This window comes from Paenibacillus sp. E222 (genome assembly GCF_013401555.1).
Taxonomy (GTDB): domain Bacteria; phylum Bacillota; class Bacilli; order Paenibacillales; family Paenibacillaceae; genus Paenibacillus.
In genome coordinates, this window is sequence record NZ_CP058552.1 from 4,643,683 (window position 1) to 4,668,056 (window position 24,374).

Sequence of the window (24,374 nt, forward strand, 5' to 3'; positions counted from 1 at the left end):
ATCCATTCAATGAAATTTGTTCATATATGAGGAACTGGAGTATGATGGGGAAGGCAATGCTGATCATCACCATATAATAAATAATTTTATTTTTATTGTTAACCATACAGTAAAGAGTTACCAAAAACCTAATGCTTTTCTTCTTAGCTATTGTTCAAAAGGATTTCCCTTGGAAATTCCCTATAAAATCAATACCACATAACTTCCTTGAAGGGGGACATCTGTTTTGGATGAGCAATTTTTAGATCTACTGGCCGAGAAATATGATACGGAAGAAAAAATCATAACAGAGATCATCAACCTCGAAGCGATCTCCAATCTGCCGAAGGGAACTGAGCATTTTGTCAGTGATTTGCATGGGGAGTTTCAGGCTTTTCAGCATGTACTAAGAAACGGTTCAGGTACGGTAAAAGAGAAAATCAAAGAGTTATTCCGGAAGGTTTGGACGGATCAAGAAATCAATGATTTTGCGGCGTTGGTCTATTATCCGGAAGAAAAAATAAAGCTGGTCATAGGGGAGCTGAGCAATAAACAGGCTCTGAACCAGTGGTACAGACAAACGATTGAACACATGCTTAAGCTTATTTCTTACGCCTCTTCCAAGTATACACGCTCGAAATTGCGTAAAGCTCTGCCGGAGCAGTATGTATATATTGTAGAAGAGCTTCTATACAAGACGGATTCGACCAACAATAAAGATCCTTATTACGAGGAAATATATCGGCAAATTATATCTTTGGGCCAGGCGGACAATCTCATAATCGGCCTTGCTTATACGACCCAGCGCCTGGTGGTTGACCATCTTCATGTGGTTGGCGATATTTATGATCGGGGGCCGGACCCCGATAAAATTATGGATACGTTAATCAACTACCATTCTGTAGACATTCAGTGGGGGAACCATGATGTGCTCTGGATAGGCGCCTACGCAGGTTCTCTGGTCTGCCTTGCGAATATTATCCGGATCTGCGCCAGATACGACAATCTGGATATCATCGAAGATGTATACGGAATCAATCTTCGCCCACTGCTAAACTTGGCGGAGAAATACTATGAGGACAATCTATCGTTCAGACCTAAGCTACAGGCTGGTCATAACCTATCGGAGCAGGAAATTCTGCAGATCACCAAAATTCATCAAGCCATTGCCATGATCCAGTTTAAACTTGAAATCCCGATTATCAAGAGACGCCCATACTTTAATATGTCTGAAAGACTTTTGCTGGAGCAGGTTGATTACGACAAAAATGAAATCAACATCTGCGGCAAAACATACCTGCTGGAAAACACCTGTTTCGCAACCGTAAATCCGCAGAAGCCTGAACAATTGCTGGAGGAAGAACGCCAGGTGATGGAAAAGCTGCTGTTCTCCGTTCAGCATTCCGAAAAGCTGGCCAGACATATGAACTTTCTTATGAAAAAGGGCAGCCTTTATTTAAAATACAACGGGAATTTGTTAATCCATGGCTGTATTCCTTTGGATGAAGAAGGAAATATGGAAGAAATGCAGATTGAAGACAAGACGTATGCGGGCCGTCAGTTGCTCGATGTTTTTGAAGATCACTTACGTTACGCCTTTGCCCATCCGGAAGAGACAGAAGATCTGGCGACGGATATGGTATGGTACATCTGGACAGGGGAATGTTCCTCGCTCTTTGGAAAGAGAGAAATGACCACTTTTGAACGGTATTTTATCCAAGATAAAGAAGCACATAAGGAGAGAAAGAACCCTTACTACCATTTACGTGAAAATGAAGAGATCACTCGAAAAATTTTGCAGGAGTTTGATTTGAATCCAGATCACGGACATGTCATTAACGGTCACACGCCAGTCAAAGAAAGTCGTGGAGAGAGTCCTGTTAAAGCAAACGGAAAAATGATCGTGATTGACGGCGGTTTTTCCAAAGCCTATCAGTCCACAACGGGCATTGCCGGATATACCTTGTTGTACAATTCCTTTGGCATGCAGCTCGTCGCCCATCAGAAATTTAATTCAAAAGAAGATGTGTTATGTAACGGAACGGACGTGTTATCTCTAAAAAGATTGGTGGACAAAGAACTGGAGCGGAAGCTGGTGAGGGAAACCAATGTCGGGGAGAAGCTGCTGCGGAAAATCTCAAACTTGAAGGATCTATTAGAATATCGCTACATGAAATGAAACGATTGCTCAAAGTACACACCCGGATCAACCGTTTGAGTGCATTTGACGTAAACGCTCGTATTGGGCAGGGAAATCATCATACCCTGCCTTGCGAGCCTTTTCTTTTTTATAGAGTGATTTGACACAAAGCAGGGCATAGTGAAGGTTGGCTGAAGCCAGAAAAGTCACCAGTTAAGCTCGCTGCTATAGGCCTCCAACTGGCAATATAGGTGTGGTGTATCGCAACGAGCACGTCATCGAATAGAAGCTTTAAGCACTGAAACCCTTTCTTTTATTATGACGTTAATCGATAAGAAGATGATTATAGCACCTTCCCAAAGTTCGCTCTCCGTTAGACCAGCTTCTAGTTCACCACACGTAATATGAGGTTTTATTCAGGTTTACAGATCAATTTTCCAGTTACCCATCATTTTGGCGACTTCTGGATCGCGGTACGATAAGAAAAGACTCTCCCGTGTATCCAGCGCCGAAATTTGTTCAATATCTTCGGTACTCAACTCAAAATCGAATATGTTGAAATTTTCGACGATCCGCTCTTTATTCACTGATTTTGGAATTACAACGATTTCACGCTGAACAAGCCAACGCAACACGACCTGTGCGACAGACTTACTGTGTTTTACGGCAATCGATGTCAGCACTTCGTTGCCAAACATGTTATTAAGCCCTTCAGCGAACGGAGCCCATGACTGATGTTGAACTCCTTGTTCTTTCATAAAGGTAGCGCTCTCGGTTTGCTGATAGAACGGGTGCGTTTCGACCTGGTTAACAGCTGGCACAATTTCATTGTGCACGATAAGGTCCATCAGACGGTCGGGCAGGAAGTTACTGACACCGATCGCCTTGATTTTACCTTCACTATACAGTTCTTCCATTGCACGCCAAGCGCCGTAGTAATCGCCAAACGGCTGGTGAATTAGATATAAATCGAGATAATCTAACTGTAGCTTACTCAAGGATTTGGTGAAAGCCAGCTTAGCACTCTCGTAACTGGCATCCTGAACCCAGAGTTTGGTCGTGATGAACAGCTCCTCACGTGGCACGCCACTGCGCTTAATCGCACGTCCAACCGCTTCCTCATTCAAATAACCGGATGCAGTGTCAATCAACCGATAACCTGCCATCAGCGCTTCATATACTGCATTCTCGCATGCTTCAGCATCTGGAACTTGGTAAACACCAAAGCCGATCATCGGCATTTTCACACCATTGTTTAATGTTACGGTTTGCATTGTAATTCCTCCTAATGTTTAAATGTAGTATGCAACAGCCCTTAGATTCAAAATTTGGGCACCTCAACAGGGCTTTCCCTTAATGGTATAGTTGCATTACAATAAACCTATCACCTTCGTGTTACACGAAGGCAAGCATACTTCGCAATTTATTTTTTCAAGGAGGTCTTCTCATGCACACCGTCAAAGAAGCCGCGCAGATAACAGGACTTACCGAGCATGCTATTCGCTTTTATACAGATAAAGGCTTGGTGCCAAGTGTACAGCGCAATCAGAATAATATTCGAATGTTTGACGAAGAATCAATCAACTGGTTACATGGGATTAAATGTCTCAAACAATCCGGGATGCCGATCGAAATCATTAAGATATATGTTGATTTCTGTCTCGAAGGAGATTCAACGATTCCACAACGTTACACACTTATGATGGAGCATAGGGAAGCAGCTCTTGCCAAGTTTGAAGAAGCCAAACAGCACTTAGCTCATTTGGAAGAAAAAACTGCTCTATATCAAGCAATAATGGAGAACCGATCCCTAGACACAACCAATCCCGCAAACTGGGATAGAATTAAACACATGCATGGAGACGTATTTTATGCTTCCTCTGCTGGTGAGGTCTAAAATATAAAAGGGTGGATAGACAGCTAACGAAATTAAAAAGCTGCTGAGATTGGTATCATTGAAGGTAAGGGAGTAGGGGACGATCAATTTTCATTGCATCAAAACATCATAACTGATTGAGCTTGCTTTCAGGCTCCTCACCATTTTCTACACGTTTTATATTCTTGATAAAGAAATCATATCTTGTTTTATGATAATTCCGACCATCAGGCATTCCTGCTGTATGGGGAGTAAGTATCACATTACCCAGATTCCGGAGCTCACTATCAATAGGAAGCGGTTCAGATTCAAAAACATCCAGGCATGCGCCTGAAATATCCCTGTTTTTTAATGCATCAATCAAGTCTCTTTCGTTGACAATGCCGCCGCGGGCTGTATTGATAAAAAGAGAGGTATTCTTCATTTTTTTGAATGCCGTTTTGTTGATCAGCTGTTTGGTTTGCTGATTCAAGGGTACATGTACACTGACTATGTCCGATGTGCTTACAAGAGTATCGAAATCCGTCAATTTCACAAAACCGTCCGATTGTACAATGGCAGTTCTCGCATACGCCAGCACATTCATATCAAAAACCTTGCAAAACGCAGCTACTTTTTTTCCGATAGCGCCCAAACCAATAATCCCAATCGTTTTGCCTTTTAATTCACTGCTTGTATAGTCCAATTGATTTTCATCCATCTTGTTTTTCATGAAAGTATCAAGAAAAGGTATGTTTTTATAGTAAGAAAATATCAACGCCATTACGTGTTCGGCCACTGCCTGGGCATTCACTCCTGCAGCATTGGCCACCCAAATGCCGAGCTGTGTACAGGCAGGGACATCCACATTATCAAATCCTGCACCCGTCTGTATCAATTTTAATTTTTTGGCGTTTGAAAGCAGGCTGTGATCCACTTTAATATGTTCAGGAATGATTACCTGGCAATCTTCAATATGATGCATCATTTCTTCTCCGGGCGGGACAATTACGACGTTCCAGTCTTGTGGAAAACACCTTTCATAACCGATACCATTCTTAGAATAAAACCCGTTTGATGCTCGTCATTTTATCCTTTTAATTCAATTTTATCAAGATAATCTTATCACGTTCTATTGAACCGGAATGGACTAGAACATAATTCGATTTTTGATTAGAAGAATATCTAATTTAATCGCAAGAAATCGATCAGTTGTTTTATACGTTGCCAAGCATTTTCGCATCCCTTGATAAGAACGTTAGGGAAGTATGGAAGAGTCTAGATAAACAATATACTAGCTATATAGTTTTTTTGTTGAGGTGAATTTCAAATGGATGAAATCGATGAATCAAAACAAATTGTATTACAAATTGGCGGTGCATTGAAAAAGTACAGAAAAGAAAAAAACATGACCTTAGACGATTTATCGGAATTAACAGGCGCTGTGGGTATGTTTTACTAAAACATACGGATTTCACATCTGCAGTGCGCGCAGTAACAAACCCTGCTGATCCATTGTTAAATCCAGAAATATGGATTGCTGATCTTCAACAGAGAATGGCTCAGTCAACAGATCATGATCTTAGCAGACCTTCCTCGTCTAACCTTCATGTCAACGAGCAGCGCACATTCGAAAAAAAGGAATACGAGCAATTACACGAAATTTTCGTTACCGGGCATACCGCTCTCCTCCGTGCACCGTTCCACAGACGTTTATTGGCTATTATGATCATAGGCATACTCCTATCTCTATTGGTAATCATTTTCAAAGATCATCTTTCACTAGATTCAATTGAAAGATTCTCACCTTTACTCATTATGGCCATGCTAAATCTGACAGTAGGCAGCCAGATTTGTAAGGCTCTATTCTGCCATTGTGATAAGCCGCTGATGCGCTATCCATTTTACCGTCAGCATGCGAAGCAGCACTTTCTGTTAAGATTTAGAAGTATATTAAGCATAAATCTAAATTTAGGTTCTTGTTTAGCAGTTCTGAAAAAACTCTTTTACAATCTTTGTCAGTACGTTATAATACAAACACCAAGCAAATTACCCAACAAAAAAGTGAAATACTGTAATTGATTTATGAAGTCTAAGTTACTAAAAGCGGAACATCGTGTTGGGTAATGGACACCTGTAAATAAATATGGGAGGTATGGGTTATGATCAAGAAGAAACTTTCCGCAGTTCTCAGCACAGCTTTAATCGTTTCTATGCTGACTACTGGCGTGATCGTCGCTATCCAAGGTAAAACAACGTTAGAGGTAGCGAAGACAGCAGGAGATAAAAAGGTTGAAGTGATTAAAGGTATTCAAAGCGCCTGATGCAAATTTAAGGGAATTAGAACACTCCAACAGTGTTGGTAACTAAAGAAAACTTCAGCTTGGTTAACCTAGCTGAGGTTTTTTCATTATCATTATGTATTGATGCAGATGGCCATTGGTGACAATGATTGGGACAACTGGACGAGGTTGAAAGCAAATGGAGAGGAGATGGCGGCAAGCCTGCCAGAAGTCGAACTCGTAAAAAGCATCCTGCAAGGATCTGTTCGTACTACGAGAAAAAAAAAAAAGAGGACAAGCCCTACCAAGGTGGACGTGATCGCTTGCGCAAACAAACTGTTACATCACATTTTCGCCATCTTGCAAAAGGGCAGCCCTATCAAACATAATTTTTTCTTCATATAAAGGGAGTGCTGATATAAGACTAACACGCCTCCAGGCTTTAATACCGTAGTGATCTGAGAAAGGATATATTCTCTCATTTCCCTTGAAAAATTAAAAAACGGTAATCCGCAAATAATGCAATCAAGCTGATGGACACGCTCTTGATTCATTCTTTTCAATAAATAGGATGCATTGGAATGGAACATGAAATCAGGATATTCCACCCTAAGATGATTCCTCATGTTTTTGTCTCTTTCAAACAAAACACTGTTGCTGAGTTTGCTAAGTTTTCTTTCATTTCGTGGTATTCATTGACATGTTCCAATCGAGCTCTGAAAGATGAAGGGACGAGTTAAGGTAAATATCACTTGACGTTGGAAGGCAAGTTTAACTGGAACGTAAATACGTTATGCGTATGTTGAAGCGTCAAGGTACCTTGATGTAGCTCCGCAATATTTTTTGCTATCGAAAGACCCAGACCTGAACCCGTTTGAATGCCTTCGCTGCTTCTTGAATAATCCACCTTATAAAAACGATCAAACAGTTTGTCTTTTTGCTCCATTGTGAGCGGCGCACTTTTATTTTCGACTTCAATGGTAATGTGCTCATGGTGCATACTCATTCGAATGTGAATCTCACCAGGTTTAAAGGAATACTTCAGAGCGTTCATGAGAAGATTATCGATAGCCCGAGCAATCTTATCACTATCCACGCAGGCCATAATGGGGGCATTGCCGATCTCTTTCTCGATATGGATACCATTCTCCTGAGCTAAAGGTTCAAATTCAAACAACAACTGGTCTAATAGCTGATATAGGTCAACCTTTTTTAAATCCAATTGGGTATCTACTGAGGTTAGACGCGTGTATTCAAATAGATCATCGAGCAGCTTCTTTAGATGCGTTGCTTTGTTATAGGTGTTCTGAATGAAGCGGTCATACTCTGCTTTGTCTTGAAATGATTCTGTTCTAAGAAGCTCAATATAGCCGATGATACTGGTAAGCGGTGTGCGCAGGTCATGAGAGATACCCGTAATCATGTCCATCTTGGATTTCTCCAGCTCACGCTCCTTAATGATCTGCATCTGCAACTGTTCAGTCATATGATTGATATTGGAAGCGACACGTCCAAGTTCATCTTGTCGATTGACGGGTACACGGTAGTCCAGATTGCCCTCCGAAATGAATTGAAGCCCTTGCTCCAAGTGAATGATATCTTTAACCATTCGACGTGTTAAAAATAGAAAGGTTAAGATAAAAGTTAATATGAAAATTGGAGCAATAACATACGGAAGCGAATTGCGGAACCAGGCTTGCTCCCAGGCTTTGAAAACATCTATAGATAGGTAAATGAGCATATTATTGAAGCCAGCTGCAGCAATGGTACTCAAAATGATTCGGATCAAAATGTTAACCTGAATTTTCTTCTTTCGAGTTCGATGAGAAGCGTTAGATCGTTTAATCAATTTTATAACCCACTCCCCATACCGTTTTAATATACTGAGGTTCTCGTGGATTCACTTCCAGCTTTTCTCGCAGGTTACGAATATGAACCATCACCGTATTATCTGAATACCCGTAAGGTTCTTTCCATACGGTTTCGTAAATCTTCTCGGAGCTAAATACTTGTCCAGGATGGCTGGCAAGCAACACCAAAATAGAAAACTCCAGTGGTGTAAGCGAAATGTCATTTTCTTTGAGCTTCACGGAATGTTTACTTGTATCAATGACAAGGTCCTTGATCAGGATAAGTGAATTGAATTCAGCTTTGCCAATCAGTGTTTGACGTCGTAACTGAGCTTTAACGCGAGCCAGTAATTCTAGCGGATTAAACGGTTTGACCATGTAATCGTCAGCCCCGGTAGTCAGGCCTGTGATTTTATCTATGTCTTCTTCCTTGGCGGATAACATAATAATCGGAGTGGATGATACTTCTCTTATTTTGAAGCAGGCTTTGATTCCATCCATAATAGGCATCATGACATCCAGTATTATGAGTTGGACCGATGTTGTTTTAATAATATTTAGCGCTTCTTCACCATTGGCTGCTTCAATGACATGATATCCTTCGTTACGTAAATAGACATGAATGACATCACGGATATCGGGTTCATCATCAACCACGAGAACGGTATTCACAATTCAACACTCCTTTTATGACCTGTTTTAAATTGATTTATATTTCTTATAAAGGGGATAATATTCAGTGTAAACGATAGTCTAAGATGTTTAAATTGTTTCCTTTTTGCGACAGACATAAACGAACGCAGGTGGGATATTCAAAGGCACTAATTCTATTTTTTCGATGATAAAGTGCTCGGATAATATTTTTTTCATTTGAAGTGAATATTGAAAGGCGATGAATAACCCTCCAGGTTTGAGTGCCATACAGATCTGTTCTACCAACGTATTTCTTAATTCAGGCTCAAAGTTGAAGAAGGGCAATCCGCTAAAAATGTAATCCAGTTGCTGAACGCCCTCTTGATTCATGGATTCTACTAATCGAGCGGCATCTGGATAACAGGAGTATTCAGGGTATGCGGTGTGCAGATTATTTCTCATTGTTTCGTTCATCTCAAACAATAGGACTTTAGTGGAGTCCTGCACCTTTTGTTGAATATAACGAGTGATAGCACCTGTACCCGATCCGAGTTCGGCCACTGCTTTTGCCTCTAGCCAAGACGCTTGATTCACCATATTGTTGGCAAGAAACCGCGAACTGGGTATGATGCTGCCAACATGTTTAGGACTTTGAAGAAAGCTTTTCAGAAATAAAATGGGTTCATTGGAATTCATGTTTGTGGTTCCTCCGTATATGTGATGGTAAGTTATCAGACCAAGTTAGAAATGGAATAATTGAAGCGTGGATAGAATGGGAACGCCAAAGTAGATGCCCGCTGTAAAATACGTTATGGTCCATAGCAAAGCACTGGAATATGAGATGAGGGCAAATTTCCGATACTGCACGCCGCTCATTCCAATAAGCAAAGGGAGAACATATCGCACGATTGGAATGAATAAACCGAGGCACATCGCCCAATTGCCGCGTTTATTTAGAATCAGTTCAGCCTTGACGAAGTGTTTATGATGTTGAAATCTGTGTTTTATCTTGGTTCCGAATAACTTCCCTGCAAAATAAGCAAAGGTAATGGCCGTTAACAGTCCTGATAAAATACAGAAGTATGTGATCCACGAATGGATAACTCCCGTGTGGCTTAAAATGGCACCACTGATAATCGTGATTTCATTCGGAATTGGAATGCCGAAAGGCCCTAATGAGAAGGCAAAATAAAAAATCAGATATCCATACTGGTGAAGTAGCTCTAAGATCGTATTACTGATCATTGTTTTGCCTCCTCTCTTGTTGATATAGAAATCATAATGAAAAAAACTAAGGAATTAATGATCATATTTCTGAAGAAAATCTAAAGAATACATAAGTAAAGCCAAACAACTACGCTGAAGACAAAAAAGTCTTTCCAATTTACTGGAAAGACTTGATGAGGTGCATATATTCAGGAGCGGTAATCAAGTGACACGGGTATCATTAGAAGATAATCGAGCATATTGAAATAAATCATTGATTAACTTGCGTAATTGGGATGCCGCAGTATAGATTTCATTTAGAATCTGCACATATTCTTCTTTGTCTTGATATGATTTTAATAACTCTACGTTTCCGATGATATCCGCCAGAGGTTTGTGCAACTCATTGGTTATTTTTTCGATCCATTCTCTTTTGGAGATCTCTTCCTCACGTTCCTTTATCATCTGCTCTTGTAGATACTCCACCATGGAATTGACCTGAAACGAGAACCCCCTTAACTCAATGAGCAGCATTGGAGGTACTCGATGGTTCAAGTTCCCCTCCGATATGACTTGTATCGCACTCTCCAAACTCATGATTTCTCTAACGACGTGATGAGTCAAAATGAAAAAAGATAATACAAAGATAACAGTGAATATGATCGGAATAAGGTATGCCAGGTGAAATTGAAATTCATACAGTTTACCTAGAGGATGGAATGCAGCAAGCAAAAATGTAAACATAAAGGTCATGAAGAAGGCAACTAATAAACTGAAACCAAAACTGATGATAATATTCATACGAATACTATTTTTTCGGAGCAGCCATGGTAAATGAATTGTCAATGTTCATATCACTCCATTTTATGAGATGAGATCGAAATGCGGGCAATGCCCGCCAACCGGAAACAAAGCTCTCCGACCAGAATACCACCCGCAATATCTGCCGCTACATGTTGTTTCACGAGCACGGTTGATACCATAATAAGAATGGAAAGGGTGGAAGTCATCGCCCATATGGCTCGTCTAAATACACGCGTTCCTCTAAGAATCAGGTAACTGGTGAGCACATGAATACTTGGAAAACAGTTGTATGGTTGATCTTGACTGTAGATGTAACTGACCATAGTGTAGATAAAGCCTTTTTCATTCCGTATATCCGGCCGATCAATCGCTGTCTGGAACAGAGCGAAGAAAATGTACGAGATCACCAGACCGCTGCAAAGTGCGATTAACGTTTGAAAGTAGGTTCTCTTGTCCTTGAATGCAAGTGCTATTAATGCACCTGTAATGAACGGGTACCATAATACATATAGGATGATAAAGGATGGGACAAAAGGGATCATGTGGTCCAGACTTGTTGCAAGACTATTGACATGATCACCAGGCCGATTTAATACACCGTAGAAAATATTTAATATTGGAACTGCTGAAAGCCAAATCAGTGAAAGCCATGCTGATTTAGTGTATGAATGATTAGAAAGCTTCAAATGCTCAACTCCTATACGGATTTATTAACGTATCCATAGTAGAGATAAACTCTGAAGAACTTGAAAGGAATTTTCTAAAGAAATTCTGAATATGGAGTGAAGTTTGTCTCGAAAAGGAGCGGAAAAAGCATTGCAGCTACCGAAATTGACCGATAGCGCAGAGATAATTTCTAAAAAAACTTTACCGATTATTCTGATGACAAGAAGGAACAAGGGCAAATGCTAAAGAAAGAATCTAATAGAAGCATCTCCACCAGGATGCCATTGAGCTGTTTTGTAGGTCTCCGTTCGAGAAGCCTGTAAAGCATAAAGGTATGTGGAGCAGTAAGAAATGATGGAATGTATTATTTAGGACAGAGAGGTGCATTGAAATTAATTTTCATTTAAATGAAGCTATTGAAATTTTGGAGCGCACGCCGCAAACTCTGGAACGTTTCTTATCTGGTCTGTCTGAAGGATGGCTGCAAAGCAATGAAGGTGAAGGAACCTGGAATACACACGAAGTGGTTGAACACTTCATTGAAGCAGAGAAGCATAACTGGATTCCGCGAGTGGAATCCATTTTATTCGAAGGGGAAAACCATCTGTTTCCTGCATTTGACCGCTTCTCCCACTTGAAGAACATTTCTAAAAGAACCGTTGAAGAGGCCCTGCAAGAGTTCGGCAGCATCAGAATGAAGAACCTCTCCAAGCTAAAGGAGTTCCTTCAATCAACTTCCTATCTTGAAAAGACTGGCCTACATCCGGAATTCGGCATCGTTAAGTTGAAGGAGCTGCTCTCTGCATGGGTCGTTCATGATTTTACGCATATGGCGCAAATTGTTAGGGTGATGGCAGAGAGATACAGAACTGATGTTGGACCTTGGAGTGCATATCTGGGCATTTTGAAAAGGAATTGATTTTCTTGAGCAACCAAAGTACGAACTTTCCACTTTGTTGAAGTGATGAAGGATAAGATTCACATTGAGAAATCAGCCGTGGACAACATACTCTGATTAAAGTCGCTAATGTAGCGACTTTTTATTTTACCGTTACACGATCGTGTCCAAGCTAAGGACAATAACTGATTTGCTAGCAAATACGTCCGGTTCAAGGATTGTTCCGTTTGCCTTAATAAAGAAAGATGAAACTCCCTTCGGCAGATTTATGAGAATCCCAAAAATTGGTATGCAAAAAAATGCATATAGTGGTACTTAAAACATTCAAAAGGTTCATGTTAGCATAAATCTAACAGCATGCTGTTCAACTATACAACAATTTGATGATCCAGCAGGAGCAATGGTTTGAGGTTGGAATGGAAGGGGAGCATATGAATGTAACAGATCCCGCAATGAACAAAACAGGCAAGCTGCCTTACGTTCTTGCGATATCATTTATTCTATTGATGGTTAGTTTATCCGTATGGTTACAACATGCAGAGATTATTTTACCAGAGGTTGCAGCAATGGCTATAGCCATGTGGGTATACAGAGAACCAGGGTGGATCAGACGTCCTTCCGTCATTTTCATTGCACCGACCGTAACTGCTGCGATCGGTCTGGGCATGAATCAGTTCCAAACCAATTATCCGATAAAGGTAATGCTTACTCTATCTATAATGATGTTATTTCTGAGATTAATACACTCGAATCTTGCACCCGCCATTGCTACAGGTCTATTACCACTTGCTATTCATACAGAAGATTGGTCATTTGTATCAATTGTCTTTGTGTTCACACTGACCTTAATGGCCGGAGTTGTCGTGTTTCAGCTCCATAAAAATCTCGCAGCAAAGTCGAAGGTCCAATACAAATACATGGTAATCTTCTTAGCCATTTCACTATGCTGGCTCTGTATTTGCTGGTTACTGGGTTATGAACAGATGGCAGTGATTCCACCTATTTTTGTTGTGGTTTACGAATCGCTCCAAAAGCCGATCTACACAGCAAAAATGGCGTTTAAGCAAGGATTTACCCTAACCCTATCTGCATCCGTTGGCGTTCTCATTGTTATACAGGTGGATTCGCCGGTTCTGGCTGCGTTCATTGATATGTTTTTAGTCGTCGTGATAACACGCCTTTTTCATGTCCGAATTCCTGCCTTATACGCTATACCGCTACTAACCTTTGTATTTCCTGAAGATAAAGTTTGGAGTTTACCTCTTGTCACACTTTTTGCAAGTCTGTTTATGTTTAGCTTTGTATTGTTATACAAGTATGGGGAAAAGAGGACTTTGAACCGTAAAAATAAGGGTAGCAGCCGGAGTTCTGTGTCGCCATCATAATTAATAAATAACTCGGATTCATGGGCAGAAAGCTAAACTTGGAGGATAAACGTATGTTATTTGGCCTGATTGCAGCACTATGTTTTGGTTTATCGGACTTTATGGTTACCCAGGCCACCAGAAAGGTTCAAACTTTGCCTGCCCTGCTGGGGATTCAGTTCATTGCCTCACTCCTGCTGGGAGGGTATGTACTTACACAATCACCTCATATTGATCAAAACTCCATGGTATGGATTGGAATAGCAGGCATCAGTGTAGTCAACTTTGTAGGTACATTATTGTTATATCGAGCTTTTGAAAAGGGAACCTTGTCCATCGTTTCTCCCATCGGCTCTGGATTTGCTGTGGTGACTGCCATTCTCGCTTTTATTGGCGGTGAACGATTGCCTTTCAATTCAATTATCGGTGTCATGCTGCTGATCATTGGTGTGTTGACGGTAACGAGATCAAGCAAAAGCGTCGGACAACAAGTGACGTTGTCGGGCATACCAGAAGCCATTATCGCCTCAATCTGCATCGGTTTTTATTTTTGGGCGATCGGATACATTACTCCTCATCTGGGCGTGATTCTTCCTGTACTCGTCACACGGATCATACAATTTTTCTGTGCGTTTGTACTTCTACGGGTAAAAAGAATTCAACTCCCGCGCATAGGCCTGTCTACCGGTCTGATTCTGGTTGCAGCAGCCCTGCTGGATACAGGAGCTTTACTCTCTTTTAATATGGGACAATCCGTTGATTATACAACGAGCACAACAGCACTTACTTCATTATATAGTGTCGTTACCATACTTATGGCCGGCTTGATTTTAAAAGAAAAGCTGACGAAAAGCCAATGGGCGGGCATTGCTATTATTCTACTCGGGGTCATTATCGTAAGCATCTAGAAAGGATTATAAGATGGACAGAGTGCATACCGTTTATTCATTGATCACCAATCCGAACGATTCACATCTATTAATGGTTCAAAACATAGTCTCAGAGGCGTGGTCTCTTCCGGGAGGTAAAGTTGAACCTTATGAAACGTTAGAAGTCGCTGCTATTCGTGAAGTATGCGAGGAAACCGGCTTACATGTACAGCTCAAAGGAGTAGTAGCTATTAATGAGTATCAAAAGAGAGATGGTTCAGAACACGGGATATGTGTAACCTTCAAGGCATGTATTGTGAGCGGAGCAGAGAGCATTTCAAGACCAGATGAGATCAGACAAATAGCCTGGATTCGTCTTGAAGAAGCGGATGCGCTAATGCCATTTTATGAGGAAAGTCTACAAGAAATCGTCAGGAAAAATGTGCAGGTATCCTATTTCGATGAAGGAATCATCTGATTGTACAATGAAATGAATGTTAATAAAGGAAGGGCAGAGGCCCTTCCTTTTTACTTGCATTTTTTAGACAGTCAGGTTAGCTGATCATAACGGCTTACTGTCTTATATAAATTGCGCAAGAGTTTGAACCCCTTCGGTAATCTGTGCCTCGTTTACATTGCCAAACCCCATGATAAGACTCTCGTTGTACTGATCTTTGCGAATGGTATATCGCTCGGCAGGGTAGATTTTGATACGATGCTCCTCAAGCTCCATTGCAGTCAGAAGATCAGCGTTTCGGCCTGGCCAAGTTGCAATAAGATGCAACCCCGCAGCATCACCCGATATGTGTACCTTTTCTCCAAACGTCTCCGTTAACGCCGTAATCAGGTGAGTTCTTCGTTTATTATAGATTCGTTTCATCCGCAAAATATGACGTTTCAGATGCCCTTCGTTCATAAAGCGGGCTAAAGTTAATTGCGATAAGGCAGGACATTGCATATCATTCGTACGTTTTAGCTGCACGATCGGGTCTACCAGCTCTTGCGGAGCTACAATATAACCAAGCCTTAGTGCAGGGAACATATTTTTACTAAACGTCCCTACGTAGATTACCCGCTCTGCATCAAGCTCACGCAAGGCATGAACAGGCATCCCGCCATAACGAAACTCACTATCATAATCATCCTCTATAATGTAAGCCCCTGAGCTTCGAGCATAGTCAAGTAATTGGAGGCGTCTGCTGATCGACAGAATACTCCCGAACGGAAATTGATGAGAAGGTGTCACAAAGATACATCTGGGCTTCACATCGGTTGGCAGCTGCTCTACACACAGACCATTGTCATCGACGGGCACAGGTATAATTCGGGAGTTCGTTTCAGCGAAAAGGTTATAAATAAATGTTGCCGTGGGGTCCTCTATTGCAACAGTTTCACCAGGCCTTAATAAAAGCTTGCTGAGTATCGAAAAAGCCTGGGTTGCACCAGCCGTGACGATAATTTGCGAAGGTAGACAGTGAAGGCCTTTGATATGGAGAAGATGCTCACAAATGGCTTGCCGAAGCTCAATGTCGCCAGCCATATCCTCCTGGTACCCCAGCATAGAAGGGGGAAGGTCATGATACACATCCATTGCAGCTCTTTTCCATTTCTGAAAAGGAACATGCTCAAGAGCAGGAAAGCTGGGACGAAAATCGATAGATGGTAAGTGATTCTCAGCTGCAGGGGAGACATTCTCATTCCTGGCAACAAGTTCTTCAGGCTGTATATGTAGTGGTCTGCTTGTCCCTATATCTCTTACAAAGGTTCCCGAACCTTGTTTGCCTTCCAGAAATCCTTCAGCTGTTAACTGCTCGTATACCTCGACAATAAGGGCACGTGAGACCCCAAGTTCTTTGGCAAGCTCCCGAGTGGAGGGAAGGGAAGTTCCTGCCTGGTAACTGCCTTGCATAATTCGGTCTCTAATAAACGAGTATACCTGTCTGGTTTTCGTTTCGTTTCGTCCGGGTTGCATGAGGGATCTCCTTTTTAATGAATTGGTATGGTGAAAACATGTCTAAAATGGCTCTAATGTTAACCAATATATCATGCTATCATAAATCATGCCAATTCCAAATCCAACAGAAAGAAGTTAATCTCATGAGAAACCGTAGAACCAACAGCCTTGGAGCACCCACGATGAGCATAGCGCCTGAGACGGTATCTCCCATACCAATCCACAAAGACTACGTATTGAATCGTTGGCTGTGCGTTACGGCACTTTTTATGGCATCGCTCAATTTGAGACCCGTCGTTGCATCCATTGCACCTGTTTTGGAAAGCATTCAACATGATCTTGGCCTAAGTGGTGCTGTATCCAGCTTGCTCGTTTCTATTCCGGTGTTATGTATGGGAATACTCGCTCCGTTCTCTGTAAAATTAAGTGAAAGGCTCGGTATTGAGCGAGTCATCACCTGGTCCTTGATGCTGATCGGAGGGAGCACGCTTTTACGCCTGTTTATCCATTCCGCTTCATTGTTATTTTTGACTACATTGTTATCCGGGATTGGTATTGCGATGATGGGACCTTTGTTATCCGGCTTTATTAAAAAGCATATGGCTGACAGTGCACCCTCCATGATTGCCATCTACTCCATGGCTTTAGCATTGGGGGCAGCACTTGGTTCAAGCCTTACTTCACCCTTGCATTGGAAGCTACATTCTTGGCAAATGTCACTGTCATTCTGGCTGATACCTGTCATTCTGGCTTTGCCATTATGGTTCAATGTGCTGAAACGACAGTCTTTGAGTCCTAAAGCTGATTCGTCAATTTTACTTGGGAAATCATTGGAAATACCTTGGCATAAGGGAAAAGCATGGATTCTAGCTGTACAATTCGGGTTGTTATCTCTCGTATTTTATTCCCTTCTAGCCTGGCTTCCCTTAATGCTCATTGCGGCAGGTGCATCTATGCTTCACGCTGGAATTATGGTGACCTTGTTCGCTTTGATACAAATTCCAAGTGGTGCTGTTGTACAGCAGCTTCTCAAAATGCATGCTTCAAGACGGAGCTGGCTCATCGTATCCTCCCTGATGCAAGCCGCTGGTCTGTTGCTTATCTTCTGTTCGACTTATCTATGGTTTGCTGTGGTAATCTGTGGTTTGGGATCAGGTATGCTGTTTGCACTGCTTAATTTGCTTCCGGTTGAAATGACCTCCTCCCCTGAAGAGGCGGCCTCTTGGGCAGCCATGATTCAGTGTATAGGATTTCTGATTGGAGCGGCCGGCCCTTTGTTAACGGGCTATCTACATGATCGTATGGGTCATTTTAATGCAGGAATATTGGCAATGGTATTCATTTCTATAGCTATGGGGATTATATCCTTATCTATGGTATCTAGAAAAAATTCAAAAAATAAGATTCGTTGATGTGCTCAAAAAGATCGAGAAATGTCTCAATATTAGAACATAAAAAATGAAACTTGGAGGTCTATATTTATGAAGATTTTCGTTGCTGGTGCAAGTGGTGTTATTGGTAGACTGCTGCTGCCGCAATTAATACAGGCTGGTCACGAAGTTATTGGCATGACGCGGAAAGAAGAGCAAAGAGAGGCCATTGAACAGTTAGGAGCCAAAGCCATTCTTGCAGATGTGTTTGATCGAGGACAAATGGTGGAAATTCTAAATGAAGTTAAACCTGATGTTGTTATTCATCAATTAACCTCATTAAGTCAAGGCAGTTCGGCAGAAAATGCGCGCATACGAATTGAAGGAACACGAAATTTGGTAGATGCAGCAAAACAGGCGAAGGTACAAAAAATCATCGCACAGAGTATTTCTTGGGCATATGAACCTGGCACGACTCCTGCGACGGAAGAAACAGCATTGGACATGGATGCTCCTATGCCTAGACATACTACAATTCACGGAGTATTGGCTCTGGAGGAAGCCGTAAAAGAAATGCCTGCGTATGTCATTTTGCGATATGGCACTCTGTATGGACCTGCAACTTGGTATGCTAAAAATGGGGATATAGCAGAGAAGATCAGTATCAAAGAAGTAAAGGCAACGGATGGGGTATCATCTTTTGTTCATGTCGAAGATGCTGCGAATGCTGCTTTGCTGGCGCTGGATTGGCCAACGGGTACGTATAACATTGTGGATGATGAACCAGCTAAAGGGACAGACTGGCTCCCTGTATACGCTCAAGCCTTGGGTGCACCAGCACCAGATATTCAATCGGGAGCAAGCCCGTGGGAGAGAGGGGCCTCGAACCGCAAAGCCAAGAACGAATGCGGGTGGATTCCTCAATATCCCACATGGAGAACAGGCTTTTCCAAGTCTTTACGATAACCTCCACATGATTAGTTATGGCCCTATATCGGAAACATCAACTTTCTAACAATCTAAACAATCTTTGCAATGAAATAACACTTGTTTCAAACAAAGAAAGCAGCTGACCAGGTGATCAACTGCTTTCTTTGTTTTATATTTCATAACTCAGTAACCTGAAATGGGAATAAGTCTGAACTATTTGATGGCTTGGTCAGTTACCAACCCAAAAAGTATGACGATGAACCAAATAGCAATCAGCTTTAGTATAATACAATCAAAGGTGGACTACCCCACAAAATAGTGAAATACTGAAATCATCGTTTCTTCACGTGTTCATCCGCTTTGTGCATAACAGATAACAGAGGAAGGGATCTTTTTAAAATGTTATTTTGGTTACTTCCTTTACTTGAGATACAAAATTTAAGCGCTGATAAAAAACTGGAGGGGAATGAAATGCTGGAATTAGAGTTTACAACTATAGTGGAGTGGGATGAAGCATTATGGGCGCGGATGGAGCGAATTTATCATGAGGCTTTTCCAAGCGGGGCGAAGACAAAAGCGATTTTGCGCAATATGCTGCACAGGGGAATTGGTTACTTACACACGGGCATGCATCAAGGAGAAGTGGTTGCGATGGCTGTTACTGGACTGGAGGGGAAGGCAGCGAACCGCATCCTGATCATCGATTACCTCGCGGTTGAACAGAAGCTGCGCGGGTCGGGCATCGGGTCTTGGATGCTGGAGCAACTCAGAGTCTGGGGGTTAAGAGAACACGGGATCAATGGTATGATTATCGAGGCGGAGTCCGGGAAAACCGAGGCTCATCAGGAACGCATTCAGTTCTGGCAGCGCAACGGGTTCATTTTAACCTCCTATGTTCATCAATATAGAATGGTTCCAGAGTCGTATCAGGCCATGATGCTGCCCCTGGATGGAAGCATACATGTACCTGATGATGGTGAAGCACTATTTCATTATATCAATGCTTTTCATAAGGTTGCTTACCGGAAGAGTTAGACCAACATTTATTATGTCAACGATGCCTGAAATATGAGAAAGCCGATAAACGCGTAATAGGTTTATCGGCTTTGTGTTTGTACGACTAACTCTTTGAAATGCGTTTATCAGCAACCGCTTAGTTATGTCACTTGTTGCTGGTCTTCTTGATCAAGTCCACGCCATCGTATGCCAGACTTTCTACACTTGCTTCCTTCTGCAGTAAGTAATGATCAAAAAAGTTCTTTGAATAGTCTGTAACCAGATTTCGCATCTCCACAGCATCCCGTTCGCCTCTGAGTCCCTCATTAGCATAGGTAAACAGGATGTCGCAGTAATCTAGATGCGCAACACGATCAACAGAGAAATAATAGGTTGCCATGCTATTGTTAGCGCCAATTATCGCATTCATATTATAGTTAGGTTCACAAAACAGTAACAAGAAGGGTTTCTTAAGGTCGCTGTCCTGAAGGCCGAACGCACCGCTATCCAAGCCAATCCTGCAGGCGAACCGGTCGTCGTCCCGGCAAACCATCGCCGTCGTTAGCCCTCCATAAGAATGTCCGATTATGCCTATGCCGATGTCAAGCAACAATCTGCCCTTAAAGATGGAATTCAGCTCTCCAGAGTCCAGTTTGTAAAGACAATCGGCAACATACCTTACATCTTCTGCCTGTAATTCGCTATACTCTGTTAACTTGGCAAGGATCGGCAGTGCAAGCACTTTACGGCACATCTCTATGGCAGTTTCCTCGTCAGGCCGCATCTCCATCTTACCAGCCAACGCCAGCATCTCCGGATCTTCAGAAAGCGCTGTAATGGCATTCGAAAAACCCGTTGATACATTAAACAGGCGCCCATCTTTACGCTTATACATTGTGCTATTCTGATGGCCGATGCTTACCACAATATATCCGATGCTTGCCAAGTCTGTACAGATCACTGTACCCCATTCTGGAGAAACGCCCCCGCCGCAAACATAGAATAACACCGGATAGCGCTTTTCCTTCCCGGAGAGAGCAAGGTCGTCGTAGCACTGAGTCTTGATATCTATAGAGAAAAAATCCTCCCCTTTAAGATATGCAGTGACAAGTGACTGCTCCTTCAACATTTCGTAGACTTCAGGAAACATGTACGTTGATGTCGTCTTACCTTCGTTACTATCGGACGGATAGTACACAAACGCTGTCAGTTCTCTTTTGGAGCGATCTGATGCGGTGTACTCCAAATCCATCTGGGTTCGACCGACAGTATACTCGCCAATTGGTTCTGGAAATGCGTCATAAGTTCTCATATTCTTGTTCCCCTTTCATTAATAAAAGTGGAAAATGTGAAGTACGTAGATTGCGCTATGAGCGTTTTTCAAAACTGCGAACCGATTACATCCGATCTTCAGTGAATCCTGTCTACTCCTTGGTTTTCTTGAGATCACTAACCATTTCAGAATATGTATGATCTTCAAGCAGCCCATGACTCATAAAGTCAGCAAAGTACTTGCTAAGCTTATGTTGCAGCGTAGAATCCTTAATATCGAATTCCCTAAAAAACATGACTAAATTAAACTGCATGGACTCAAACATAAAAGAAATCAGGTCATCGTCAATATCCGGTCTTAGATATCCATCAACCCTCATTCGGCGTAAAATGTCCTTGATTAAGGGGAATGACTCGCCCTTCAGCACATTCAGATATACTTTAAGCAAAGTGTTTTCAGGAATGTTTAAAAATGTTTGAATGAGTTTGATTTCCAACTCATTCAGCGGCTCGGTCACAGTGTCACTAACGTTACCAAATAAGGTAGTCAGGAAAAACCGGTAAAGTGAATCTTCATTACTGTTATTAAAATACGCAGCTCTTTTCTGGGTAACATTACGTACCAATAGACAATAAAGGTCATCCTTGTCTTCAAAATACCGATAAAATGTTCCGGGGTGCATGGACAATCGATCCAAAACCATCTTCATCGTAATGTCTTCGTAATCATTATCAACAAAAAGATGCATAGCGTTATTAGAGATTTCTCCGCGCCTTGCTTCATCTAAACGAAAGAAAGAATTTTTGGGCATAGAATACTCCTTTATTCAAAGTGTGAACTGATTCACACTATATCGATAATCAATTCACATGTCAAGTCGTATCGAAATTAGGAATATTAGTGATTGAAACTACTGCTATGTTCATTAACATGAGGTATTTTAAATTTGTTACAATATGTATAAAGTGAAAATATGAAAGTTGGTTATTAAGGTACCGCTACAATTCAGCAGCGCAATTACTTCGAGCGGGTGATAGGGTGATAGGGATGAGAAGACTGGAGTCTGGTATGACAGTAGACAACGAAATATTTACCGATATTGTCAGGTATGAACACGAAACGATAAGCGAAACGACCATAACAAATTCGAATGTTGGTTCACCTATATTTTGGAGCTGTAACCTGCATCATCTTGTATTTAGTACCTGCGATCTTACAAATGCGAGATTTTTTGCCAGTAGTACGATTGATCATTGTACATTTATTCGTTCCGACTTGCGCTCTGTTGGCATTGCCAGGAACGAAGCTGTTTTCACCAATTGCGAATTCACCGCCTGCGATATGAGAGGCATGACATTGGAGAATGCTACGTTTATCGACTGTACTTTTTATAAATGTAGATTTAGTGACCGGATTTTACAAGCGGCGAATATCGTCAATTGTTCCTTTACCGGCAAGCTAGTAGATATTACGTTTGAGGGAGATGGCCAACAAAAGCTAATCGCCAATTTTGAAAACTGCATCCTTGATGGTGTTCGTTTTGTGGGCTGTGACCTGACGCAATGTATTCCGCCAAAATCAAAAAACCATTTGTATGTAGAACAGGTATCCTCACGTGTAAAAAATGCTTTGAAGAAGATAGACGATGACCCTAATCTATCTGACGATGATCGGAAAGTACTAGTACGCAATCTGCGCAAGCTTGAGCATATGGAACAATATATTTTTAACACGGCGCATATGAAGAAAATATATGGGGATGTTTTTGTTGAGCGATTTTTCAGCAGTCTGGAATAATGCGTAAACAACTCGGCCGCGGAAAAATGTTGAGGGACACGAACATATTCCCCTTGACGATTAGGTATAAATAGTCGAAGGTATTTTGATAAATATTTAATAATTTGATTATTTTTTTGCATAATTTTATCCTAGTCGTAAAAAATAAGTAAGGATAATATTCATGAACGCTCAGTGAAAGATATATATAAATAATTGGGAATTGCACGTAACAGGCTATTAGCTTAAAGGAGTGTTATAAAAATGAAAGCAGTTGTGATTAATCAGTATGGGAGTAAAGAAGAGTTAGTTGAGCAGGAAGTGAATAAACCAAGTGCAGAAGCCAATCAAGTGGTTGTAAAACTAGAGGCTACATCCATTAATCCAATCGATTGGAAATTAAGAGAGGGTTACTTGAAAGAAATGTTTGATTGGGAATTTCCTATTATCTTAGGTTGGGATGTAGCTGGAGTCATAACTGAAATTGGTTTAAACGTTACGAAGTGGAAAGTTGGGGACCGAGTATTCAGTCGTCCTGAAACAACTCGTTTTGGTACGTATGCTGAGTATACTGCAGTTGATGAGCACCTACTGGCAAAACTACCCGATTCAATCTCATATGAGGAGGCTGCGGCTGTACCTTTAGCTGGTTTAACAGCATGGCAGGCATTGTTTACTCATGGCCATTTAGAAGAAGGCGAAACTGTACTTATTCACGCTGGCGCTGGTGGTGTAGGTATTTATGCCATTCAATTAGCAAAGTATGCCGGCGCTCATGTTATTACAACAGCAAGTGAAAAAAATCATGAACTTCTCTATTCATTAGGTGCTGATCAAGTCATTGATTACAAAAAGGAAAACTTTGAAGAGATTCTAAAAGATATCGATTTAGTGTTCGACACGATGGGTGGAGAAGTAGCTGAGAATAGCTATAAGGTGCTTAAGCCAAATATCGGAAGACTGATTACCATTGTTGGTGAACCGAATCATGATATGGCTAAGTCTCACAATGTATCAGCAAAGGGGATTTGGCTACAACCAGATGGTGATCAATTGCAGAGAATGGCAGATCTGATGGAACAGAAAAAGATTAAGTCGATTGTAGGGGCAACATTCCCTTTTAGTAGACAGGGTATTTATGATGCACATGCTTTGAGTGAGACTCACCACGCTGTAGGTAAAATTGTCATTACATTTTAAAAAAGGAAAAAAACGATAAATATTAAAATAGTGTTGTGGGACAGGAACATGATCCCATTGAAAGTCGCTAATTTAGCGGCTTTTTTTAATTTTTTTCGGTATAGCAAGAATCAAAACTTTACCTAAAGAAACAACGTTAGAACATCTAAATTGAATGTGAATTACATAATGATTTAGAATAAATAATTTCAAGTTTAAAGTTGATGAATCATATAAATGTTGTATTTATGATTATAAAATTAGAGGAGATATTCAACGAAAGTATGTGAAAATTTAATTTTATTAGGACTTTTGTTAATGGAAAAATCTTTGACATAAGCCCTGATGGG

At 41.3% G+C, this 24,374-nt stretch carries 25 protein-coding genes; 14 read left to right on the forward strand and 11 right to left on the reverse strand.

Translation table 11 applies throughout. The features are described 5' to 3' along the window. The first annotated feature begins 226 nt into the window (after positions 1–226). A complete protein-coding gene (locus tag HW560_RS20885) occupies positions 227–2,158 on the forward strand; it encodes a fructose-1,6-bisphosphatase (RefSeq protein WP_090898918.1) in 1,932 nt (643 codons plus the stop codon). A gap of 383 nt (positions 2,159–2,541) precedes the next feature. Here the strand turns inward: HW560_RS20885 and HW560_RS20890 are convergent, their stop codons facing one another. Next, positions 2,542–3,393 carry an aldo/keto reductase gene (locus tag HW560_RS20890; RefSeq protein WP_179264563.1) on the reverse strand — a complete coding sequence of 284 codons (852 nt, stop codon included), beginning with the start codon at positions 3,391–3,393 and terminating at the stop codon, positions 2,542–2,544. Between the two features lie 173 nt (positions 3,394–3,566). Here HW560_RS20890 and HW560_RS20895 point away from each other — a divergent pair, with 173 nt between their 5' ends. Next, the gene (locus HW560_RS20895; RefSeq protein WP_090898911.1) at positions 3,567–4,016 is read left to right on the forward strand and encodes a MerR family transcriptional regulator; all 450 of its coding nucleotides are present in this window, start codon (positions 3,567–3,569) and stop codon (positions 4,014–4,016) included. A 106-nt stretch (positions 4,017–4,122) separates the two neighbouring features. Here the strand turns inward: HW560_RS20895 and HW560_RS20900 are convergent, their stop codons facing one another. Next, positions 4,123–4,962 (reverse strand): NAD(P)-dependent oxidoreductase, encoded by an 840-nt coding sequence (locus HW560_RS20900; RefSeq protein ID WP_179264565.1) that lies wholly within the window; start codon positions 4,960–4,962, stop codon positions 4,123–4,125. 342 nt (positions 4,963–5,304) lie between these two features. Here HW560_RS20900 and HW560_RS34005 point away from each other — a divergent pair, with 342 nt between their 5' ends. The 3 genes from HW560_RS34005 to HW560_RS34010 all read left to right on the forward strand — a co-directional run bounded on the left by HW560_RS34005 (position 5,305) and on the right by HW560_RS34010 (position 6,645). Continuing rightward, complete coding sequence (locus HW560_RS34005; protein WP_256222084.1) at positions 5,305–5,436, forward strand: RodZ family helix-turn-helix domain-containing protein; 132 nt, start codon at positions 5,305–5,307, stop codon at positions 5,434–5,436. Between the two features lie 700 nt (positions 5,437–6,136). Continuing rightward, positions 6,137–6,298 carry a hypothetical protein gene (locus HW560_RS20905; RefSeq protein ID WP_177185728.1) on the forward strand — a complete coding sequence of 54 codons (162 nt, stop codon included), beginning with the start codon at positions 6,137–6,139 and terminating at the stop codon, positions 6,296–6,298. Between the two features lie 128 nt (positions 6,299–6,426). Next, positions 6,427–6,645, forward strand: a complete 219-nt coding sequence (locus tag HW560_RS34010) for a hypothetical protein (RefSeq protein WP_257031392.1) — start codon at positions 6,427–6,429, stop codon at positions 6,643–6,645. A gap of 359 nt (positions 6,646–7,004) precedes the next feature. On the opposite strand, the gene HW560_RS20915 is transcribed toward HW560_RS34010, so the two are convergent. The 6 genes from HW560_RS20915 to HW560_RS20940 all read right to left on the reverse strand — a co-directional run bounded on the left by HW560_RS20915 (position 7,005) and on the right by HW560_RS20940 (position 11,435). Beyond that, positions 7,005–8,105: a sensor histidine kinase gene (locus HW560_RS20915; protein WP_257031393.1), complete on the reverse strand. Its 1,101-nt coding sequence runs from the start codon at positions 8,103–8,105 to the stop codon at positions 7,005–7,007. Beyond that, entirely contained in the window at positions 8,098–8,778 is a 681-nt protein-coding gene (locus tag HW560_RS20920; RefSeq protein WP_090898902.1) for a response regulator transcription factor, read from the reverse strand. Before HW560_RS20920 ends, HW560_RS20915 begins: the two co-directional genes overlap by 8 nt. A gap of 90 nt (positions 8,779–8,868) precedes the next feature. Continuing rightward, a complete protein-coding gene (locus tag HW560_RS20925; RefSeq protein ID WP_179264567.1) occupies positions 8,869–9,435 on the reverse strand; it encodes a class I SAM-dependent methyltransferase in 567 nt (188 codons plus the stop codon). A 45-nt stretch (positions 9,436–9,480) separates the two neighbouring features. Further along, the gene (locus HW560_RS20930) at positions 9,481–9,984 is read right to left on the reverse strand and encodes a DedA family protein (protein WP_090898896.1); all 504 of its coding nucleotides are present in this window, start codon (positions 9,982–9,984) and stop codon (positions 9,481–9,483) included. 183 nt (positions 9,985–10,167) lie between these two features. Continuing rightward, positions 10,168–10,500, reverse strand: coding sequence for a histidine kinase dimerization/phospho-acceptor domain-containing protein (locus HW560_RS20935; protein WP_179264569.1), 333 nt, complete (start codon positions 10,498–10,500; stop codon positions 10,168–10,170). A 299-nt stretch (positions 10,501–10,799) separates the two neighbouring features. Continuing rightward, positions 10,800–11,435 (reverse strand): phosphatase PAP2 family protein, encoded by a 636-nt coding sequence (locus tag HW560_RS20940; RefSeq protein WP_090898890.1) that lies wholly within the window; start codon positions 11,433–11,435, stop codon positions 10,800–10,802. Between the two features lie 371 nt (positions 11,436–11,806). Between HW560_RS20940 and HW560_RS20945 the strand changes: the two genes are divergently transcribed. The 4 genes from HW560_RS20945 to HW560_RS20960 all read left to right on the forward strand — a co-directional run bounded on the left by HW560_RS20945 (position 11,807) and on the right by HW560_RS20960 (position 15,024). After that, positions 11,807–12,334, forward strand: a complete 528-nt coding sequence (locus HW560_RS20945) for a DinB family protein (RefSeq protein WP_090898887.1) — start codon at positions 11,807–11,809, stop codon at positions 12,332–12,334. Between the two features lie 410 nt (positions 12,335–12,744). Continuing rightward, positions 12,745–13,698, forward strand: coding sequence for a hypothetical protein (locus tag HW560_RS20950; RefSeq protein ID WP_257031394.1), 954 nt, complete (start codon positions 12,745–12,747; stop codon positions 13,696–13,698). Positions 13,699–13,751: 53 nt separating this feature from the next. After that, complete coding sequence (locus HW560_RS20955; RefSeq protein WP_177185726.1) at positions 13,752–14,585, forward strand: DMT family transporter; 834 nt, start codon at positions 13,752–13,754, stop codon at positions 14,583–14,585. Positions 14,586–14,598: 13 nt separating this feature from the next. Then, positions 14,599–15,024, forward strand: a complete 426-nt coding sequence (locus tag HW560_RS20960) for an NUDIX hydrolase (RefSeq protein WP_179264570.1) — start codon at positions 14,599–14,601, stop codon at positions 15,022–15,024. A 102-nt stretch (positions 15,025–15,126) separates the two neighbouring features. Here HW560_RS20960 and HW560_RS20965 read toward each other — a convergent pair whose 3' ends face one another. Next, positions 15,127–16,518, reverse strand: coding sequence for a MocR-like pyridoxine biosynthesis transcription factor PdxR (locus HW560_RS20965; RefSeq protein WP_179264572.1), 1,392 nt, complete (start codon positions 16,516–16,518; stop codon positions 15,127–15,129). 125 nt (positions 16,519–16,643) lie between these two features. Between HW560_RS20965 and HW560_RS20970 the strand changes: the two genes are divergently transcribed. The 3 genes from HW560_RS20970 to HW560_RS20980 all read left to right on the forward strand — a co-directional run bounded on the left by HW560_RS20970 (position 16,644) and on the right by HW560_RS20980 (position 19,835). Then, the gene (locus HW560_RS20970; RefSeq protein ID WP_179264574.1) at positions 16,644–17,912 is read left to right on the forward strand and encodes an MFS transporter; all 1,269 of its coding nucleotides are present in this window, start codon (positions 16,644–16,646) and stop codon (positions 17,910–17,912) included. 69 nt (positions 17,913–17,981) lie between these two features. After that, positions 17,982–18,836, forward strand: coding sequence for an NAD-dependent epimerase/dehydratase family protein (locus HW560_RS20975; protein ID WP_179264576.1), 855 nt, complete (start codon positions 17,982–17,984; stop codon positions 18,834–18,836). Positions 18,837–19,271: 435 nt separating this feature from the next. Further along, entirely contained in the window at positions 19,272–19,835 is a 564-nt protein-coding gene (locus HW560_RS20980; RefSeq protein ID WP_179264578.1) for a GNAT family N-acetyltransferase, read from the forward strand. A gap of 127 nt (positions 19,836–19,962) precedes the next feature. On the opposite strand, the gene HW560_RS20985 is transcribed toward HW560_RS20980, so the two are convergent. Continuing rightward, positions 19,963–21,108, reverse strand: a complete 1,146-nt coding sequence (locus tag HW560_RS20985; protein ID WP_179264580.1) for an alpha/beta hydrolase — start codon at positions 21,106–21,108, stop codon at positions 19,963–19,965. 112 nt (positions 21,109–21,220) lie between these two features. Beyond that, the gene (locus HW560_RS20990) at positions 21,221–21,880 is read right to left on the reverse strand and encodes a TetR/AcrR family transcriptional regulator (protein ID WP_179264582.1); all 660 of its coding nucleotides are present in this window, start codon (positions 21,878–21,880) and stop codon (positions 21,221–21,223) included. A gap of 236 nt (positions 21,881–22,116) precedes the next feature. Between HW560_RS20990 and HW560_RS20995 the strand changes: the two genes are divergently transcribed. Together HW560_RS20995 and HW560_RS21000 are read left to right on the forward strand one after the other, a co-directional pair. Further along, on the forward strand, positions 22,117–22,866 hold the full coding sequence (locus tag HW560_RS20995) for a pentapeptide repeat-containing protein (protein WP_090898864.1): 750 nt from the start codon (positions 22,117–22,119) through the stop codon (positions 22,864–22,866). Between the two features lie 243 nt (positions 22,867–23,109). Continuing rightward, positions 23,110–24,045: an NADP-dependent oxidoreductase gene (locus HW560_RS21000; protein WP_090898862.1), complete on the forward strand. Its 936-nt coding sequence runs from the start codon at positions 23,110–23,112 to the stop codon at positions 24,043–24,045. The last annotated feature ends 329 nt before the right edge of the window (positions 24,046–24,374 follow it).

Excerpts from the sequence above, each read along its gene's own strand:
- HW560_RS20965 (WP_179264572.1), bottom strand. The coding sequence starts at position 16,518 with ATGCAACCCGGACGAAACGAAACGAAAACCAGACAGGTATACTCGTTT.
- HW560_RS34005 (WP_256222084.1), top strand. The coding sequence starts at position 5,305 with ATGGATGAAATCGATGAATCAAAACAAATTGTATTACAAATTGGCGGT.
- HW560_RS20925 (WP_179264567.1), bottom strand. The coding sequence starts at position 9,435 with ATGAATTCCAATGAACCCATTTTATTTCTGAAAAGCTTTCTTCAAAGT.
- HW560_RS20995 (WP_090898864.1), top strand. The coding sequence starts at position 22,117 with ATGAGAAGACTGGAGTCTGGTATGACAGTAGACAACGAAATATTTACC.
- HW560_RS20960 (WP_179264570.1), top strand. The coding sequence starts at position 14,599 with ATGGACAGAGTGCATACCGTTTATTCATTGATCACCAATCCGAACGAT.
- HW560_RS20950 (WP_257031394.1), top strand. The coding sequence starts at position 12,745 with ATGAATGTAACAGATCCCGCAATGAACAAAACAGGCAAGCTGCCTTAC.
- HW560_RS20930 (WP_090898896.1), bottom strand. The coding sequence starts at position 9,984 with ATGATCAGTAATACGATCTTAGAGCTACTTCACCAGTATGGATATCTG.
- HW560_RS20900 (WP_179264565.1), bottom strand. The coding sequence starts at position 4,962 with ATGATGCATCATATTGAAGATTGCCAGGTAATCATTCCTGAACATATT.
- HW560_RS20955 (WP_177185726.1), top strand. The coding sequence starts at position 13,752 with ATGTTATTTGGCCTGATTGCAGCACTATGTTTTGGTTTATCGGACTTT.
- HW560_RS20980 (WP_179264578.1), top strand. The coding sequence starts at position 19,272 with ATGCTGGAATTAGAGTTTACAACTATAGTGGAGTGGGATGAAGCATTA.
- HW560_RS20985 (WP_179264580.1), bottom strand. The coding sequence starts at position 21,108 with ATGAGAACTTATGACGCATTTCCAGAACCAATTGGCGAGTATACTGTC.
- HW560_RS20895 (WP_090898911.1), top strand. The coding sequence starts at position 3,567 with ATGCACACCGTCAAAGAAGCCGCGCAGATAACAGGACTTACCGAGCAT.
- HW560_RS20905 (WP_177185728.1), top strand. The coding sequence starts at position 6,137 with ATGATCAAGAAGAAACTTTCCGCAGTTCTCAGCACAGCTTTAATCGTT.
- HW560_RS20970 (WP_179264574.1), top strand. The coding sequence starts at position 16,644 with ATGAGAAACCGTAGAACCAACAGCCTTGGAGCACCCACGATGAGCATA.
- HW560_RS20975 (WP_179264576.1), top strand. The coding sequence starts at position 17,982 with ATGAAGATTTTCGTTGCTGGTGCAAGTGGTGTTATTGGTAGACTGCTG.
- HW560_RS21000 (WP_090898862.1), top strand. The coding sequence starts at position 23,110 with ATGAAAGCAGTTGTGATTAATCAGTATGGGAGTAAAGAAGAGTTAGTT.
- HW560_RS20990 (WP_179264582.1), bottom strand. The coding sequence starts at position 21,880 with ATGCCCAAAAATTCTTTCTTTCGTTTAGATGAAGCAAGGCGCGGAGAA.
- HW560_RS20890 (WP_179264563.1), bottom strand. The coding sequence starts at position 3,393 with ATGCAAACCGTAACATTAAACAATGGTGTGAAAATGCCGATGATCGGC.